Raw genomic sequence first — 16,867 nt, 5'->3', positions numbered from 1 at the left:
ATGCAAATTACGACTCCTGATATTGGTGTAAATAAAGCAACGGTCGCTGAGATTTTAGTGAAAGTCGGCGACACTATTAGCGTTGATGACAGTATTGTGTTGTTAGAGTCTGATAAGGCCTCTGTTGAAGTGCCAAGCACTTCGGCAGGCGTGGTGAAAAGCATTGCAGTTAATCTGGGTGACAGTGTTGCTGAAGGTGCTGTGCTGATCGAGTTGGAATCAGGAGGTCAAAGTGCTGCTACAGCTGAGCCAGTACAAAATGCAACTGAAGACCAAGCAGCAGAACCAACTCCGGTTGTGGAAGCAGAACAAGCTGCAGCAGCACCTGTTGCAGCCAATGCTCCTCAGTCGCAAAGTATCGATGTGCAAGTCCCTGATATTGGCGTAGAGAAAGCTACGGTGAGTGAGATTTTGGTCTCTGTTGGTGATGAGATTGATGTCGATCAAAGTATTATCGTAGTGGAATCAGATAAAGCGACAGTCGAAGTCCCAAGTACTGTATCAGGCCGTGTCGAATCGATTACGATCAGTGCTGGCGATGTAGTGAAAGAAGGCGTAGTGATTTTAACGGTGAAAATGGCGTCTTCATCTGCTGCGGTTGAATCGGCTCCTGTGCAAGAAACTGCACAGCCTGTTACTGCACCCGTTGTTGCAGAGTCGTCATCAGCGCCGTCTACAGCTGCAGCGTCTGGACCTGTAGAAATTGCAGTGCCTGACTTAGGTGTTGATAAAGCAGCGGTGGCTGAAATTTTAGTCGCTGTGGGTGATGTGGTTGAAAAAGACCAAAGCATCATCGTGGTGGAATCAGACAAAGCAACGGTAGAAGTGCCAAGCTCTACCGCTGGTAAAATCACCGCGATTCATGTTCAGTTAGGGCAAAGTGTCTCTGAAGGCGTCGCTTTAGTGACGATTGAAGCCGAAGGTCAAGCTGTTGCAGCACCTGCACCAGCGCCAGCAGCGAAACCTGCACCAGTTGTAGCACAGCCTGCGACAGTTGCACCTAAAGCTGAAAGCAAAGTTGAAGCAGCACCGCAACCACAAGGCGCAGATAAGCTCACCAAAGAGCAAAATGCTGCCAATGCCAAAGTGTATGCAGGTCCGGCCGTTCGTAAGCTTGCACGTGAATTAGGTGTGGTTTTGGCAGAAGTCAAAGCATCTGGCCCGCATGAGCGTTTAATGAAAGAAGATTTATTCGCTTATGTAAAAACCCGTTTGACCACTCCGCAAGTTGCACCTGCAGCTCAAGCTGTGGCACAGGTTTCAGGCTTACCGAAATTGCCAAGCTTTGATGCTTTTGGTGGTATCGAAGAGAAAGTTTTGACACGTTTACAACAAGTGTCGATTCCGCAATTGTCTTTAAACAATTTTATCCCGCAAGTGACGCAGTTCGATGCTGCGGATATTACCGATCTTGAAGCTTGGCGTAATGATTTAAAAGCCAACTTTAAGAAAGAAGGTATTGGCTTAACCATTATGGCCTTCATCATCAAAGCAGTGGCTTACTTGTTGAAAGAAGAGCGTGAATTTGCAGGTCATTTGTCTGATGATGGCAAGTCAGTATTGTTACGCAATGAAATCCACATGGGGATTGCCGTGGCAACGCCTGATGGTTTGACCGTGCCTGTACTGCGTAATCCAGATCAAAAATCGATTAAGCAGATTGCAATTGAGCTGGGTGAACTGAGTCAAAAAGCACGTGACAAAAAACTGTCGCCGAAAGATCTACAAGGTGCGAACTTTACCATTACCAGTTTGGGTTCAATTGGTGGTACGGCATTTACACCGTTGGTCAACTGGCCACAGGTGGCGATTTTGGGTATTTCACCTGCAACCATGCAGCCAGTATGGAATGGTGAAAGCTTTGATCCACGTTTGATGCTGCCGCTGTCATTGTCATACGATCACCGTGTGATTAATGGAGCGGACGCTGCACGTTTTGCCAATAAACTGACGAAGCTGCTCAAAGATATCCGAACTTTATTGATCTAATCTGACCTGTTTAAGTTGCAAAATGAACCCTGCTTTGGCAGGGTTTTTTTATGGCGTGGTGGTGGACTGACAAAGCCAATCAGGAAGTTCAATGGGTGAAGGGTAGAGCTTTAATGCCGAGTTTGCGTTGAGGTTGTAGGTGAGTGGAAGCGTACGATGTGGGTGCGCCGTCGACCAAAGCTTATGTCGTAAATGTTCAAAGCGTTGGAAGTCTTTTAAAAATAAGCCCTAAAACTTTTCATAATGCCCCAGTTCTTGTACATGTTGATACGCATGTGTTTGGCCCTGTTGGTGCTGGAAGTCATAGTCCATCAGCCAAATACGCTGCGGTTGAAAGAGATGTGCGAGTGAATAGGCTTGAAGGCCGCAATTATTACCATACACAAAGTACGGTGAATGAAATAACTCCGCTTGCGTATCGATGCGCACGGTTTTGAAGTTAATCACTTCATGTTCAGGATATGGACGGTTGTGACCTAAACCACATCCGCTAATGATGTCACCTTGAAAGCAGGCTTTGAGCATGGGTTGATAGTGTAACCACCACGCATAATCTGAATGATGGGCAATTTGAGCCTGAGGAAGTTGAAGAAAACTTTGATTACAGCAAATGATTAGCAGCTTTTTTGAGGGCTAAATGGTGGTTAAGTCAAAACTGAGCTGAGACGGGCCGCCTGCAATGATTAATACATCCTGCACATGCATATAGTGTTGAATAAATTCTTGAAATTTTTGATTATTGTTTTGCATATCAAATTGAGTCATCGAAAATTAAAATTGCGAAAACATGCATTCCTCGCTAGAATAGCATTACTTCATTGGGGAGTAGCCGCTTTTTACGCAAAGTAAAAAGGTGATGGTCAACATATTTGCTCTAAAACGAGCATGGTCATCATAGCAAAGAACCAAATGAGCTCTTCGTAGCTTTCTTTTGTTGGCAAGACCTTTGATTTATCACTCTGCACATTGGCTAGCAGGAGGGATAAATCATCGGTATATGTTATTGCTAGCCAGAGAAATGCACCATGTTAACCGCTTTCTTCATTTCCCTTGCTGTTGTTGCCCTGTCAGAAATGGGCGATAAAACACAATTACTTGCCTTACTGCTTGCTGCACGTTTTCGTAAACCCGTTCCGATCTTAATTGCAATTTTCCTCGCGACTGTGGTGAACCACGGGGTTTCTGCTGTGCTGGGTCAATGGATTACCACTGTTTTAAGTCCAACCGTTTTATTGTGGATCGTTTCTCTGGGCTTTATTGCTATGGCGGTGTGGATGTTGATCCCCGATCAATTGGATGATGAATCTGAAAGTATCAATAAGTGGCAAAAATATGGGGTTTTCACCGCCACTTTCGTTTTGTTCTTCTTGGCTGAAATTGGAGATAAAACCCAAATTGCCACTGTTGCACTGGCTGCACGCTTTGACAGTATTGGCTGGGTGACTTTGGGGACGACATTAGGCATCATGTTGGTTAATGCGCCTGCGGTATTTATTGGGAACAAGCTAGCTGAAAAACTACCGATTTCACTGATTCATAAAATTGGCGCCTTGGTATTCTTGGTGATTGGTTTGGCTGCGTTGGCACAACACTATTTATTTTAAATAATGATCTCACCATATTAAAAATACATGAAATCCTGAGTTAAAAACTCAGGATTCTTTGCCAATAAATGAGACCCAATTCACTGATATTTCAGATAATATTGACTTAATATTTATTGTAAGTTTCCCTAAATAAATATATGTTATTCACCTATAGAATATATTTTTTTTGATAAAAAATTTGGGGAATGGGAATGGCTTTCGAACGCACAACATCACAGGTACTTTATGATGATGGAAAGCATAAATGTATTAGCTTTACCAGCTTGGTAAAAGGCGAGGGCGTACAGGCGAACCAGTTCCTGATTTTGGATAATGAGCGCGCAGCGGTGCTCGATCCGGGTGGTGACTTGACCTATGTCCCACTGACTATGGAACTGAATAAATATACCCGTTTGACCAATCTTGACTATGTGATGGCCTCACATCAGGACCCAGACATTATTACCTCGATGCCACGTTGGTTGGTTTATACTGACGCCAAAGTGGTAGCATCTAAGCTGTGGGCGCGTTTCTTACCGCATTTAAACTCTGCATTTATGAGTGACCGCATGAAAGGCAATTGGTTGGATCGTTTGATCGAACTGCCAGATCATGGTCAGGTGATTCCATTAGGCAACAGTCATTTGGTGGCTGTTCCTGCACACTTCCTACATTCAGTTGGTAACTTCCAATTTTATGACCCGATTGCCAAAATTTTATTCTCAGGGGATATGGGCGCATCTATGGTGGATGATGCCTCTAAACCTTTAGAAAATTTTGCCGCTCATATTCCTAAAATGAAAGGCTTCCATCAGCGCTACATGTGTTCAAACAAAGTGATCCGTCTGTGGGTCAACATGGTACGGACGATGGATGTGGAAATGATCGTACCGCAGCACGGCACGCCATTTATTGGTAAAGAACAGATCAATCAATTCTTAGATTGGATCGAAACCTTGCAGTGTGGTGTCGATTTAATGGATGAAACAGTCTTTACTTGCCCAGTATAATGACTTGAAAATCCAGAAAAAATAATTGAGTTTGCAGATAACATTTTTTAATATTTTTTGTCCATAAAATAAGCTTTTAGATGACGAGAATAGATAAAAATGTTGTCTCAAATACCGACTCAGGATGCATGTTTAACCTGTGGAGCATGTTGTGCCCACTATCGCGTTTCTTTTTATTGGGCAGAAGGGCTGAATATGCCCGAACATTATACTGAGCCGGTTAATGCTGTGTATTCATGTATGGCGGGCACCAATCAAACACAGTCTCGTTGTATCGCTTTGGGTGGTGAAATTGGGCAAGCAGTGAGTTGTAGTGTGTACGAGGCGCGCAGTTCCACATGTAAAAGTGTGCAGATAGCTGATGAGCAATGTAATAAAGCACGCATCGCGCATCAAATGATTCCATTGATCAGTATTCCACTGCATGACGCTGAAAATGATGAAGATTTCGATCAAGTCAGTTAAGGCTTTAGTTCCAGAATAAATTTATTGAAATTAAGCGGTAGAGTCTTCGGATTCTGCCTGTATTGAACAAGTTGCTGACTAACCCTCAGTGTATTCTTGCTGAAAACAGCATATTCGATGGTTAATATTGAAAACTCCGTAAAGAATTGCCGCAATTAAAATGAAAATTGAACGGAAATTTGTATATAATGGCTCACGGAAATTACCAGCGAGACTGTTATGTTGACCATCGTTCAAGAAGCCCTAACCTTTGATGATGTCTTATTACTCCCTGCCTATTCTACTGTTCTCCCAAAAGATGTCTCTCTTAAGACACGTTTCACACGTGGCATCAATTTGAATATTCCACTTGTTTCTGCTGCGATGGATACTGTGACTGAATCACGTATGGCAATTGCAATGGCGCAAAACGGTGGTATCGGTATCCTGCATAAAAACATGGATATTGCTGCACAAGCTGCAGAAGTTCGCCGCGTGAAAAAATTTGAAGCAGGTATGGTGAAAGACCCAATTACCGTTACACCAGAAACGACTGTACGTGAGCTGATTGCTTTAACTCAAGCAAATAACATCAGCGGTGTACCAGTGGTGAAAGACGGTCAAGTGGTGGGTATTGTTACTGGTCGTGACACTCGTTTTGAAACCAATCTTGAGCAACCTGTTAGTAACATCATGACAGGCCATGATCGTTTGGTGACTGTTCGTGAAAACGAATCAAAAGAAAATATCCAAGCATTACTTCAAAAACACCGTATTGAAAAAGTCCTTGTTGTAAATGACAACAACGAACTGAAAGGTTTAATCACGGTTACTGATTTCCGTAAAGCTGAAAACTATCCAAACAGCTGCAAAGATGACTTAGGTCGTTTACGCGTTGGTGCTGCAGTTGGTACAGGTGCAGAAACACCAAGCCGTGTAGAAGCATTGGTAGAAGCGGGTGTTGATGCGATTGTTGTTGATACAGCACATGGTCACTCTGCAGGTGTAATTGAACGTGTACGTTGGGTTAAAGCCAACTATCCACAAGTTCAAGTGATTGGCGGTAACATCGCGACTGGTGATGCAGCTCTTGCATTATTAGATGCTGGCGCAGATGCAGTGAAAGTGGGTATTGGCCCGGGTTCAATCTGTACTACACGTATTGTGGCTGGTATTGGTATGCCACAAATCTCTGCGATTGACAGCGTTGCCAATGCACTAAAAGATCAAATTCCATTGATCGCAGACGGTGGTATCCGTTTCTCTGGTGATATGGCAAAAGCGATTGGTGCAGGCGCGAGTACCATTATGGTGGGTTCATTGATGGCAGGTACTGAAGAAGCACCGGGCGAAGTTGAATTCTTCCAAGGTCGTTACTACAAAGCTTATCGTGGTATGGGTTCATTGGGTGCGATGGCAGGTGCAACAGGTTCTGCTGACCGTTATTTCCAAGACTCAAAAGCCGGTGCTGAAAAACTTGTACCAGAAGGTATTGAAGGTCGCGTACCGTACAAAGGCCCTATGGGTAACATCGTTCATCAAATGATGGGTGGTTTACGTTCATCTATGGGTTATACCGGTTCTGCGGTGATCGATGACTTACGTAAAAATGCACAGTTTGTCAAAATTACTGCGGCAGGTATGTCTGAATCTCACGTACATGACGTGACTATTACTAAAGAAGCACCAAACTACCGTGTTGGTTGATATTTAGTAGCTTTTAGCCGAAAAGGCCGTCATTAATATGACGGCCTTTTTGTTTTTGGTGTAAAGTATTTACAGTAAAAAGTGATGATTAAGATCACCATTAAGAAGTGAGTACAACATGAGTTATTTTGGTACAGATGGCATTCGTGGCAAATTCGGTGAATTGCCTATTACCCCTGAATTTGCATTAAAACTAGGATTTGCCGCAGGTAAAGTATTAAAACAATACAGTAAAAAAGCAAAGCCCATCGTTGTACTAGGTAAAGATACCCGATTATCGGGCTATATTTTAGAGTCAGCATTACAAGCCGGTTTAAACGCAGCAGGTGTTTATGTTCATTTGCTGGGTCCATTACCTACACCGGCTATTGCCCATTTAACCCGTGCATTACATGCCAGCTTAGGCATCGTGATCTCGGCGTCGCATAATCCTTATTTTGACAACGGCATTAAGTTTTTCTCGAGCGAAGGTAAAAAATTGCCGGATGAAATTCAAGAAGCCATAAACAAAGAACTTGAAAATGACTTGGTGATCGAAGACCCTGCAAACTTAGGTAAAAGTGTGCGTGTAAAAGATGCCAATGGTCGTTATATCGAGTTTTGTAAATCAACCTTCCCGTACCATTTTGACCTGACAGGCTTAAAAATTGTGGTGGACTGTGCCAATGGTGCAGCCTATAGTGTCGGTCCATCGGTATATCGTGAACTGGGTGCAAAAGTGATTGCGCTGTTTAACGAACCGGATGGTTTGAATATCAATAAAGACTGTGGTTCGACGCATCCTGAGTTTTTACAAAAAGCAGTGGTTGAACATCAGGCGGATTTAGGGATTGCCTTTGACGGTGATGCCGACCGCGTGATTATGGTCGATAAAAACGGTCAGCAAATTACTGGTGACCATATTCTCTATATTTTAGCCACTCAAGCGAGTCAAAAGCCTGCGGGTATCGTGGGTACTGTGATGAGTAATATGGCACTTGAAATTGCTTTAGATCAAGCCAAAGTGCCGTTGCTTCGTGCCAAAGTCGGTGACCGCTATGTTTTACAAGGCCTAGAAGAAAAGGGTTGGGTAACGGGTGGTGAGCCATCAGGTCATATCTTGACTTTGGACAAGAGCACCACAGGTGATGCGATCATTGCTTCACTTCAGGTGTTAACGGTGATGGTTGAGCAAGGTAAAGCTTTGCATGAATTGGTGGAAGGGTTTGAGTTATTACCAAATGTCTTGGTGAATGTTCGCTTGGCTGCGATGTTTGATCCCTACGCTGTACCTGCACTGGTGAGCGAGTTTGAAAAAGCTGAAGCTCAGCTTAAAGGACGTGGTCGCATCTTGATTCGTAAATCAGGCACAGAGCCGGTCATTCGAGTCATGGTTGAAGGTAATGACCTTGAAGAAGTCACAGCGTTAGCAAATCATTTGGCTGATGCTGTTCGTGCCAATGCAGCTTAAATCAAGAGGGGAAATTGCATGAATGATGTGATTAAGGACTTAAGTGAACTGCGTTTAACTTATCAAAAAGGTGAGTTGCATGAAGATCAGGTGAACCGTGATCCACATGAGCAGTTTTTATTATGGTTTAACCATGCCTTAGCAGCACAATTGCATGAACCCTATGCCATGTCTTTGGCGACGGCAAATGCCCAAGGTCGTCCGCATGTGCGGACGGTCTTGTTGCGCGGTGCGACCCATGCAGGTTATGACTTCTACACCAACTATGACAGTCAAAAAGGTAACGATCTGCTCGATAATCCTTATGCAGAATTATTGTTTTATTGGCAAGAGCAGGAACGTCAAATTCGGGTCAGTGGTCGTGTGGAAAAGATTTCTCTTGAAGAATCGACGGATTATTACCATAAACGACCGCGTGACAGCCAAATCGCAGCACACATTAGCACTCCACAAAGTGGTGTTATCGCCAGTCGTGAAGAATTACAACAGCGATTCCAAAATTTGCATGATCAAGTGGAAAGCAAAGACATTTTGGAGAAACCTGAGTTTTGGGGCGGCTATCGTTTAGTTCCGGATTATTATGAATTTTGGCAAGGCCGTCCGAATCGTTTACATGACCGCTTGAGTTATGAACAACAGGATGGTCAATGGGTTTTACAGCGACTGATGCCATAAATGTCTAAACTTTTAATTCAACAAAGACCCTATTTGACGCGCCCTGAAGATATTCAGGGCGTTGCCCCGTTTATTGCTGACTTATTGGCACGTCGCGGGGTTTCTTCCGCACAAGAGCTGGAATTGAAGCTTAAGCACTTACATGCGCCAAACTTAAAGGGTTTAGAGCAAGCGATTGAAATAATCGATCAAGCAATTGATACTCAAAAGAAAATCGTCATTGTGGGTGATTATGATGCCGATGGTGCAACCAGTACTGCATTGATGGTCTTGGCACTGCGTGACATGGGCGCGGATGTTGAATATCTGGTTCCAGATCGTTTTAAGTATGGTTATGGCCTGACACCCGCCATTGCTGATTTGGCCTTCGTGAGCTTTACACCAGATGTGCTGATTACGGTCGATAATGGTATTTCGAGCCATGCTGGTGTAGCGCAGGCACAGGCACATGGTATGCAGGTGATCATTACCGATCATCACCTGACCACAAAGGAAACACCACTAGCAGAAGCGGTGGTAAATCCGAATCAGTTCGGATGTGAATTTCCAAGTAAAGCCTTGGCTGGCGTAGGTGTTGCATTTTATGTGTTGGCAAATTTGGCCAGTATGCGTAAAAAAAATGCTAAATCCACAGCCAACCTCAGCCAATATTTGGACTTGGTGGCCTTAGGCACTTATGCCGATGTTGCAAGTCTAGATCTGAATAATCGGATTTTGATCGATGCTGGTTTGAAGCGGATACAGCAAGGATTATGTCGTCCAGGGATCAGTGCATTATTGGATATTGCCGGTCGTGATCCTGCACAGTTAAAAGCACAGGACTTGGGCTTTGTGGTCGGCCCACGACTCAATGCAGCTGGGCGTATGGAGACTATGGATATTGGGATTGAGTGTCTGATTGCGGCAGATTTAAGTACGGCTTATCCGATTGCGCAGCAGTTGAATCAACTCAATATTGAAAGACGCCAAGTCGAAGGGCAGATTAAACAGGAAGCTCTGGCTGAGTTAGAACATATTCAGCTTGATCAGGATAACTTACCTGCAGCCTTGATCATGTTTGAACAGCATTGGCATCAAGGGGTGATTGGGATTGTTGCAGGGCGTTTGAAAGAACAATTTCATAGACCTGCAATCGTCTTTGCCGCAGATGAGGATGGCGTACATATTAAAGGCTCTGCGCGTTCTATCGAAGGTATTCATATTCGAGACAGTATTGAGCGTATTGCTGAATTACATCCGCATTTAGTGAGTCATTTTGGTGGACATGCTGCCGCAGCAGGACTAACCATTCAAAAGCAGCATTTTTCTGAATTTAAAACCGCTTTTGAAGCACTCATCGCTGAGCAAGATGAAAGTTTATTTCAGGCCACTATTTGGACAGATGGTGAATTGCCTGATTCGGCCATTAATGTCGAAACCGTGGATCTTCTGCAAAATTTAAGTCCATGGGGACAAAAATTTCCTGCACCGGTCTATGAAGGCCTATTTAAAGTTTTAGATTATCGTTGGTTGAAAGATGTGCATCTGAAATTAAAACTTGCTTTAGATAATGGCTTAATGGTGGACGCAATTGCATTTAATGCGGCAGAAAAATATGAATTTAATCCTATGCAAGATCAAATCCGCTTGGTCTACGAACTCGATAAAAATGAATTTAGAGGAAATGTCAGTGTTCAATTGAGAGTTTTACACTTGGCTCAATAAATTCCATTTTTACAGGCAAATAAAAAACCGCTCAGAAGAGCGGTTTTTTTTATGGTTTTGACTTCAATGGATTAGAAGCGGTATTTCGCTGCTACACCAAATGAATTGTAGTCATTGTTGCCAACTTCACCGAAACCAACACGACCTTCAAGGCTCACTTGTTGGTTGAAGAATTTACGTGCATTGATCCCTACTTCGTTACGATCAGTGACATCGTTGTTGTAGTAGTCAGCACCAACACTGAATGTTTTGTCGATGAAGTAATCCGCTGCTAGATTGAATTCATCTAGATCACCGAATGCTGCACCCGCTTCAAGGTTGATGTCTTTACCATTGCTTAAAGTTGTTACGTATTTAGCACGTAAAGTTGGATCTACACCGTCGTCATCGTCATTGTCCCAACCTTTTAGACCGGCAGCAACTAAGAAACCAGGTGCAGGAAGGTAACCCACTTCAGCTGCATAATAAGTTGTATCGTTGTCTATTGTGCCGACTGCAGTGTCAACTTCGACATTATTACGGCTTACATCACCAGATACATAGAAATCTGAGTTTGGTACGAAGTATTCGATACCAACGCCATAAGTATTGTCGTCAACATTGCCACGATCAGCGAAAGTTGCGTGTGCATTTACGTTACTTGCACGGTTTAAGAATGCAGCTTCTGCAAGAGGAGCGTTACGCGTTTGAACAGGGTTGAAGTAATAAGTACCGTTTACACCAAATTCACTGCCAGAGCTTCCATTATCTGGGTCGATGTAACCAGCTGAAGCGCCTACTTCTGCTTGATAAGCATGAGCTGTACCTGTAATAGCAAGTGCAGAAAGAAGTGCTGAAGCAATTGCGAGTTTTTTCATGGAAACTACCCCTCTAAATTGTTTGGCTAAATTTAATACATTTTTTGTTACAAGTTTTAGTCTAGAGAATTTTTAAAGATGGTCAATCGCTGCAAAGTTGCAGAACTGTGTATTCGGTAATTTTATGTAATTTTAATTATTTAAGATATTGAAAAATATATAATTATTATTAATGTTTTGTTTTATTAAAACTGTGTAGATATTATGAATTTGTAGATTATTTGGTCAACAATTGGACTTTTTTTAAAGTAAATATTACATCGAAAAGAAAAAAGCACCTCAAATTTGAGGTGCTTTTTTAATGCACATTCCTAATTCAAACGAAATTAGAAACGTAAAGTTGCATTGATGTTGAACGCTTGAACGTCATCACCAAAACCAACTTGACCACCGATTGCTAGGTTCGGGTTTAGGAAGTATTTTGAACGAATAGCGAAGTAATCCGTGTCTTCATCACCATCATCAACGATGTTATAAGCTGCACCTACGCTAAAAGCTTGGTCGAAATAGTAGTCTGCACCAATCGTAACAGCATCTACATCACCAAAAGCGCCATCGGCTTCAAGGTTGATGTATTGGCCATTGTTCAAAGGTGCAACATATTTTGCTTTTACAGCAAAACGGTTGTCTTCGTCATCACCATCGCCAGTATAGCCATCAATACCTGCAGCAAGTAATAGGTTAGAAACAGGTAGGTAACCTACTAAAGCTTTATATGTTGTGCGGTCAGCATCATCATCTGCACGAAGTGAAATTCCAGGGGCTTTAAATTCAGATTCGCCTTCCCATTTTTGATATCCGATCGAACCATTTAAGTAAAATTGTTCAACAAAATATTCTACGCCCACATTAAGCGTATGGTATTGGTCTTCGTCTTTTGCAGTGCCTAATATTGTATTATCAAGTAAAGCTGCATATTCATTGCTTTTCACAATATTGTAGCCATAACTAGCATAAACATTGCTATTGTGACCAAGAAAAGCAGCTTCATTTAATGGGCCTTTACCAGTTTGTACTGAATCAAAGTACAAAGTGCCTTTTACATCAAATGCATGATCTGAATCTGTAAAGTCATCATCCCAATTCGTATAAGTATAGCCAGCGTCAATTTGGCCGTCATAAGCAAAAGTTGATGAAGTGATAACAGCTAATCCTAGTGCAAGTAATGTCTTTTTCATAAAACCCTCGAAACATTATTGTTGTAAAAAAAATGTAATAAATAGTAATGCGAGCGTATTGTTCATATTATGTACATTAAAGTCAATGATTTGGATGATCAATCTGGCTGAAACTGTGCAAATGCTCTGTGATATAATAGGCGGCTATTTAAGCCAAATTTTTTGATTGAGAGTAATTCACGTGGAAATTAATCCGTATCTATTACAGCTAAAAGACTTAAACGACCGTGGTCAAACATTACGGGGGTATCTTTGACTACGATCTGAAAAAAGAGCGTTTAGAAGAGGTTCTACGTGAGCTGGAAGACCCAGCAATTTGGAATGATCAAAGCCGTGCACAAGCAATGGCAAAAGAAAAAGGTGAACTCGAAAACGTCATTAACGTGCTCGAAGGGCTTTCAACTCAATTAGAAGATGCCCAAGCGATGTTGGATCTTGCGGTTGAAGCAGAAGAAGAAAGCTTACTTGTGGATGTGCAAGCAGAGTTAACTTCAGCGGAAGCAGAACTTGCGAAATTAGAATTCCGTCGTATGTTCAGTAATCCGATGGACCCGAACCCATGCTATGTCGAAATTCAAGCAGGTTCAGGTGGTACTGAAGCACAGGACTGGGCATCGATGTTACTGCGTATGTATCTACGTTGGATTGAACGTCATGGCTTTAAAGCAGAAGTGATGGAAGAGTCTGATGGTGATGTGGCAGGGATCAAGTCTGCAACGATCCGTGTAGAAGGTGAGTATGCATATGGTTGGTTACGTACAGAATCTGGCGTACACCGTTTAGTCCGTAAGTCACCTTTTGACTCGGGTAATCGTCGCCATACTTCATTCTCAGCGGTTTTTGTATCGCCTGAAATTGATGACAATATTGAAATTGAAATCAATCCAGCTGATGTACGTACTGATACCTATCGTGCATCTGGTGCGGGTGGTCAGCACATTAACAAAACAGACTCTGCGGTACGTTTAACTCACGCTCCAACAGGGATTGTGGTGGCATGTCAGAACCAACGTTCACAGCACGCCAACCGTGACCATGCATGGAAACAGTTACGTGCAAAATTGTACGAACTTGAAATGCAAAAACGTAATGATGCGGCACAAGCGTTGGAAGATACCAAGTCAGATATCGGTTGGGGCAGCCAAATTCGCTCATACGTTTTAGATGACTCGCGTATTAAAGACTTACGTACCAGTGTGGAAAGTTCAAACACCGGCGCAGTACTTGATGGTGATTTAGATAAGTTTATTGAAGCCAGCCTCAAACAAGGTTTGTAATTTAAATTTATATAGAAAACAAAGTTCTATCTGTTTTTGATCAATATATCTAAAAAAATCGATATAAAAATCGAAAAAATACGATATAGTGTATTCAAGATGCTGAATAGAACTTTGTTGTCCAAATTTTTATTTAATTAAACCCGTTTAAATTATGGATATTGATTTAATTTTTAAAGCACTTGCCAATCCGACTCGACGTCAAATCTTGGAATGGTTGAAAACACCTGAACAATTTTTGTCAGAAGAACAATGTGGCGGCTTTAATCGTGGTGTATGCGCTGGCAATATCGAAAAACTCGGTAATGTTTCGCAGTCTACGATGTCTAATCATTTGTCTGTGTTACAACAGGCGGGCTTAATTCAAGCCGAGAAATATGGTCAATGGTCGTATTTCTCACGCAATGAAGAACTCATTCAGCAATATATTGATTATCTGCAGAACTCACTTTAAATCATTTTTCGCATTTGAAGTGTTAGGCGAGACATATATGGCTGAACTTAATACTCCTCTCATTTTGGGTGATTTACACCTCAAAAATCGCGTTGTAATGGCGCCACTAACCCGTAGTCGTGCAACCATTGACCGTGTTCCAACGCCGATGATGGCTGAATATTATGCACAGCGTGCAAGTGCTGGATTAATCATTTCAGAAGCAACAGTCATTTCAGAAGCAGCTAATGGCTATTTGCAGACGCCGGGTTTATTTACCGATGCTCAAGTTCAGGGCTGGAAATTGGTGACCCAAGCCGTACATGAACAGCAAGGTTTAATTGTGGCACAATTGTGGCATGTCGGACGTGTCTCACATCCCGACCTTTTGAATGGTGATACACCAGTTTCTGCCAGTGCGGTACAACAGGCGGGTTATGTCAGTCTGCTTCGCCCAAAACGCGAATATGTCGTGCCACGTCCATTAGAGATTGCAGAAATCAAAAGCATTGTAGAACAATACAAACAGTCTGCGATCAAAGCCAAAGAAGCGGGTTTTGATGGTGTGGAATTGCATGCGGCCAATGGTTATTTGATCGATCAATTCCTACAAAGCAAAACCAATTTACGTGAAGATGAGTATGGTGGTTCTGTCGAAAACCGCGCACGTTTATTGCTTGAAGTGGTGGATGCGCTGATCGAAGTGTGGGGGGCAGGTCGTGTAGGTGTGCATCTTGCGCCGCGTGGTGATGAACACGACATGGGCGATCATGATCCACGTGAAACCTTTGGCTATGCTTTAGAGCAGTTGGGGCAGAGGAAGATTGCATTTTTCTTTACCCGTGAATATCTAGCGGATGACAGTATCAGTGATTATCTGAAACAGCGCTCAAATGGAGTGCCGTACATTGCCAATATGCGTTTAAGCCGTGAAGATGCTGTTGATTTATTGGCCTCAGGTAAAGCCGATGCGGTGTCTTTTGGTAAAGCTTATATTGCCAATCCAGATTTGTTTGAACGTTTGCTAGCGAATGCTGCACTGAATGAATTGCAGTTGGAAAATATGATTGGAACAGATGTTGCCGAAGGCTATATTGATTATCCAAGCATGAAAAATAAATTTGGTTCAGGTCGTTCAACCTATTAATCGACACTTGAATACGCATTATCCATTAACATGTGGATAATGCTCTGATATATTCTGCCGATTCAAACCGTTTTTGAGCGTAATAATTTGACTACTCCTTTTTGGTATAACGCAGCTTTGGCGCTGATTAAGCCGCTATATCAATGGCGCATCAAAAAACGTGCTGAAGATTTCCAACTATATCAGCAAGAGTGTATTGAGCGCTTTGGGCCATTTCAGCCAGTTAAAAACCGTAATGCAATTTGGTTTCATGTGGTTTCCGTCGGAGAAACTAACGCTGCGCAGCCGCTGATTGAACATTATCTCAAAGCAGGTCATCCGGTCTTAGTTACCAATACCACCAAAACCGGACAAGCGCGTGCGAAACAATTATTTTTAAAATCACCATATGAATCGCTGTTTCAGGCCGTGTATTTGCCAGCAGATCAAAAAAAATTAGTCTGTCGTTTTATCGAAAAATATCAACCTAAAATGTTGGCTCTGGTCGAAACTGAACTCTGGCCAAATTTGATGATTGAAGCCGATCAGGCTAACGTTCCGTGTTTATTGATTAATGCCAGATTATCTGAAAAATCGGCGAAGGGTTATAGCAAAGTCCCGAGTTTGACGCAGCCGATGCTAAAGGGTTTGAAACAATTATTGGCGCAAGATCAGGCAACTTTAGCGCGATTTATTGAGTTGGGTGCAAACCCGCATACCAGTCAGGTCGTGGGAAGTATCAAGTTTGATATTCATGCGCCCGATAGCTTTGTGCAACAAGCAGCGCAGTTACGTCAAGATTGGGCTTTGCAAGGCCGTAAAATCATTACCATTGCCAGTACACATGCACCAGAAGAACAAAAACTGCTCGCAGCACTGCAGCCGATTTTGCAACAACAGCCTGAGCTATTATGTATCGTCGTACCACGGCATCCTGAACGCTTTGATGAGGTTTTTGTAGAAGCGCAGAAACTGAATTTACGTACACAGCGCCGTAGTTTAAACCAAACCATTCAGCCTGAAACGCAAGTATATTTGGCGGATAGTATGGGGGAGTTATGGCTTTGGCTGGCACTGAGTCAGGCGTGCTTTGTCGGCGGTTCTTTAAATGAACCTGGTGGTGGGCATAATATTTTGGAGCCCATTACGTTACATGTCCCGACAGTATTAGGTCAGCATTATTTTAATTTCCAAACCATTGTGGATGAGTTTGTAGCGGCCCATGCGGTTGTGGTTGTGCCGGATTTTGAGCAGGCGGTCAGTGCATTGGTTGACATCATTCAAAATACTGCGAAAGCGCGGGCTTTAAATGATGCAGCTCAGATGATTATGCAAAAGAATACAGGGTCATTGGCTCAACATATTCAGGTGATTGATCAGTACCTTTAAGTTTTAATTTTGCGATACATTAATTTTTATTAGGCAAGTTTT

15 protein-coding genes and 1 riboswitch are annotated in these 16,867 nt (G+C 42.6%); of the genes, 12 read left to right on the top strand and 3 right to left on the bottom strand.

From position 1 onward, the window contains the following. Entirely contained in the window at positions 1–1,989 is a 1,989-nt protein-coding gene (locus FTT72_RS10685) for a 2-oxo acid dehydrogenase subunit E2 (RefSeq protein ID WP_180178339.1), read from the top strand. A 228-nt stretch (positions 1,990–2,217) separates the two neighbouring features. Here the strand turns inward: FTT72_RS10685 and FTT72_RS10680 are convergent, their stop codons facing one another. After that, positions 2,218–2,514 (bottom strand): hypothetical protein, encoded by a 297-nt coding sequence (locus FTT72_RS10680; RefSeq protein WP_180178338.1) that lies wholly within the window; start codon positions 2,512–2,514, stop codon positions 2,218–2,220. 283 nt (positions 2,515–2,797) lie between these two features. Beyond that, positions 2,798–2,940: riboswitch (yybP-ykoY riboswitch) on the top strand. A gap of 74 nt (positions 2,941–3,014) precedes the next feature. Between FTT72_RS10680 and FTT72_RS10675 the strand changes: the two genes are divergently transcribed. The 7 genes from FTT72_RS10675 (at position 3,015) to recJ (ending at position 10,565) form a co-directional block, all read left to right on the top strand. Continuing rightward, positions 3,015–3,593: a TMEM165/GDT1 family protein gene (locus tag FTT72_RS10675; protein ID WP_180041739.1), complete on the top strand. Its 579-nt coding sequence runs from the start codon at positions 3,015–3,017 to the stop codon at positions 3,591–3,593. Between the two features lie 194 nt (positions 3,594–3,787). After that, entirely contained in the window at positions 3,788–4,585 is a 798-nt protein-coding gene (locus FTT72_RS10670) for an MBL fold metallo-hydrolase (protein ID WP_078190564.1), read from the top strand. Positions 4,586–4,684: 99 nt separating this feature from the next. Further along, entirely contained in the window at positions 4,685–5,050 is a 366-nt protein-coding gene (locus FTT72_RS10665) for a YkgJ family cysteine cluster protein (RefSeq protein WP_180041711.1), read from the top strand. Positions 5,051–5,269: 219 nt separating this feature from the next. Continuing rightward, positions 5,270–6,736, top strand: coding sequence for an IMP dehydrogenase (guaB, locus tag FTT72_RS10660; protein ID WP_078190562.1), 1,467 nt, complete (start codon positions 5,270–5,272; stop codon positions 6,734–6,736). Positions 6,737–6,854: 118 nt separating this feature from the next. Further along, complete coding sequence (glmM, locus tag FTT72_RS10655) at positions 6,855–8,186, top strand: phosphoglucosamine mutase (RefSeq protein ID WP_111884469.1); 1,332 nt, start codon at positions 6,855–6,857, stop codon at positions 8,184–8,186. An 18-nt stretch (positions 8,187–8,204) separates the two neighbouring features. After that, on the top strand, positions 8,205–8,861 hold the full coding sequence (pdxH, locus tag FTT72_RS10650; protein ID WP_180163066.1) for a pyridoxamine 5'-phosphate oxidase: 657 nt from the start codon (positions 8,205–8,207) through the stop codon (positions 8,859–8,861). Then, on the top strand, positions 8,862–10,565 hold the full coding sequence (gene recJ / locus FTT72_RS10645; RefSeq protein WP_180178337.1) for a single-stranded-DNA-specific exonuclease RecJ: 1,704 nt from the start codon (positions 8,862–8,864) through the stop codon (positions 10,563–10,565). It abuts the gene before it with no gap. Positions 10,566–10,636: 71 nt separating this feature from the next. Here the strand turns inward: recJ and FTT72_RS10640 are convergent, their stop codons facing one another. Together FTT72_RS10640 and FTT72_RS10635 are read right to left on the bottom strand one after the other, a co-directional pair. Continuing rightward, entirely contained in the window at positions 10,637–11,422 is a 786-nt protein-coding gene (locus FTT72_RS10640; protein WP_067761595.1) for a putative porin, read from the bottom strand. 326 nt (positions 11,423–11,748) lie between these two features. After that, a complete protein-coding gene (locus FTT72_RS10635) occupies positions 11,749–12,600 on the bottom strand; it encodes a porin (protein WP_180178336.1) in 852 nt (283 codons plus the stop codon). Positions 12,601–12,781: 181 nt separating this feature from the next. On the opposite strand from FTT72_RS10635, the gene prfB reads away from it, so the two are divergent. From prfB to FTT72_RS10615, 4 genes are all read left to right on the top strand, one after another. Then, positions 12,782–13,877 (top strand): peptide chain release factor 2 gene (gene prfB, locus FTT72_RS10630; RefSeq protein WP_168379411.1). Its coding sequence is split into 2 segments (ribosomal slippage): positions 12,782–12,853 and positions 12,855–13,877, totalling 1,095 coding nucleotides; the frame shifts between segments, so codons are not numbered across the junction. Positions 13,878–14,031: 154 nt separating this feature from the next. Then, the gene (locus FTT72_RS10625; RefSeq protein WP_078190555.1) at positions 14,032–14,331 is read left to right on the top strand and encodes a helix-turn-helix transcriptional regulator; all 300 of its coding nucleotides are present in this window, start codon (positions 14,032–14,034) and stop codon (positions 14,329–14,331) included. Positions 14,332–14,368: 37 nt separating this feature from the next. Further along, the gene (locus FTT72_RS10620; protein WP_111884475.1) at positions 14,369–15,457 is read left to right on the top strand and encodes an alkene reductase; all 1,089 of its coding nucleotides are present in this window, start codon (positions 14,369–14,371) and stop codon (positions 15,455–15,457) included. Between the two features lie 87 nt (positions 15,458–15,544). Then, positions 15,545–16,825, top strand: a complete 1,281-nt coding sequence (locus tag FTT72_RS10615) for a 3-deoxy-D-manno-octulosonic acid transferase (protein ID WP_180178335.1) — start codon at positions 15,545–15,547, stop codon at positions 16,823–16,825. Positions 16,826–16,867 lie beyond the last annotated feature (42 nt).

This window comes from Acinetobacter sp. YH01005, from assembly GCF_013420465.1.
GTDB lineage: Bacteria > Pseudomonadota > Gammaproteobacteria > Pseudomonadales > Moraxellaceae > Acinetobacter > Acinetobacter amyesii.
The sequence above is the reverse complement of the archived record's forward strand: the minus strand, read 5'-3'. Positions and strand labels throughout refer to the sequence as shown.

Coding starts and splice junctions, on each gene's coding strand:
- pdxH (WP_180163066.1), top strand. CDS start 8,205: ATGAATGATGTGATTAAGGACTTAAGTGAACTGCGTTTAACTTATCAA.
- glmM (WP_111884469.1), top strand. CDS start 6,855: ATGAGTTATTTTGGTACAGATGGCATTCGTGGCAAATTCGGTGAATTG.
- FTT72_RS10685 (WP_180178339.1), top strand. CDS start 1: ATGCAAATTACGACTCCTGATATTGGTGTAAATAAAGCAACGGTCGCT.
- FTT72_RS10620 (WP_111884475.1), top strand. CDS start 14,369: ATGGCTGAACTTAATACTCCTCTCATTTTGGGTGATTTACACCTCAAA.
- recJ (WP_180178337.1), top strand. CDS start 8,862: ATGTCTAAACTTTTAATTCAACAAAGACCCTATTTGACGCGCCCTGAA.
- FTT72_RS10625 (WP_078190555.1), top strand. CDS start 14,032: ATGGATATTGATTTAATTTTTAAAGCACTTGCCAATCCGACTCGACGT.
- guaB (WP_078190562.1), top strand. CDS start 5,270: ATGTTGACCATCGTTCAAGAAGCCCTAACCTTTGATGATGTCTTATTA.
- FTT72_RS10635 (WP_180178336.1), bottom strand. CDS start 12,600: ATGAAAAAGACATTACTTGCACTAGGATTAGCTGTTATCACTTCATCA.
- FTT72_RS10640 (WP_067761595.1), bottom strand. CDS start 11,422: ATGAAAAAACTCGCAATTGCTTCAGCACTTCTTTCTGCACTTGCTATT.
- FTT72_RS10675 (WP_180041739.1), top strand. CDS start 3,015: ATGTTAACCGCTTTCTTCATTTCCCTTGCTGTTGTTGCCCTGTCAGAA.
- FTT72_RS10665 (WP_180041711.1), top strand. CDS start 4,685: ATGTTGTCTCAAATACCGACTCAGGATGCATGTTTAACCTGTGGAGCA.
- FTT72_RS10680 (WP_180178338.1), bottom strand. CDS start 2,514: ATGCTCAAAGCCTGCTTTCAAGGTGACATCATTAGCGGATGTGGTTTA.
- FTT72_RS10670 (WP_078190564.1), top strand. CDS start 3,788: ATGGCTTTCGAACGCACAACATCACAGGTACTTTATGATGATGGAAAG.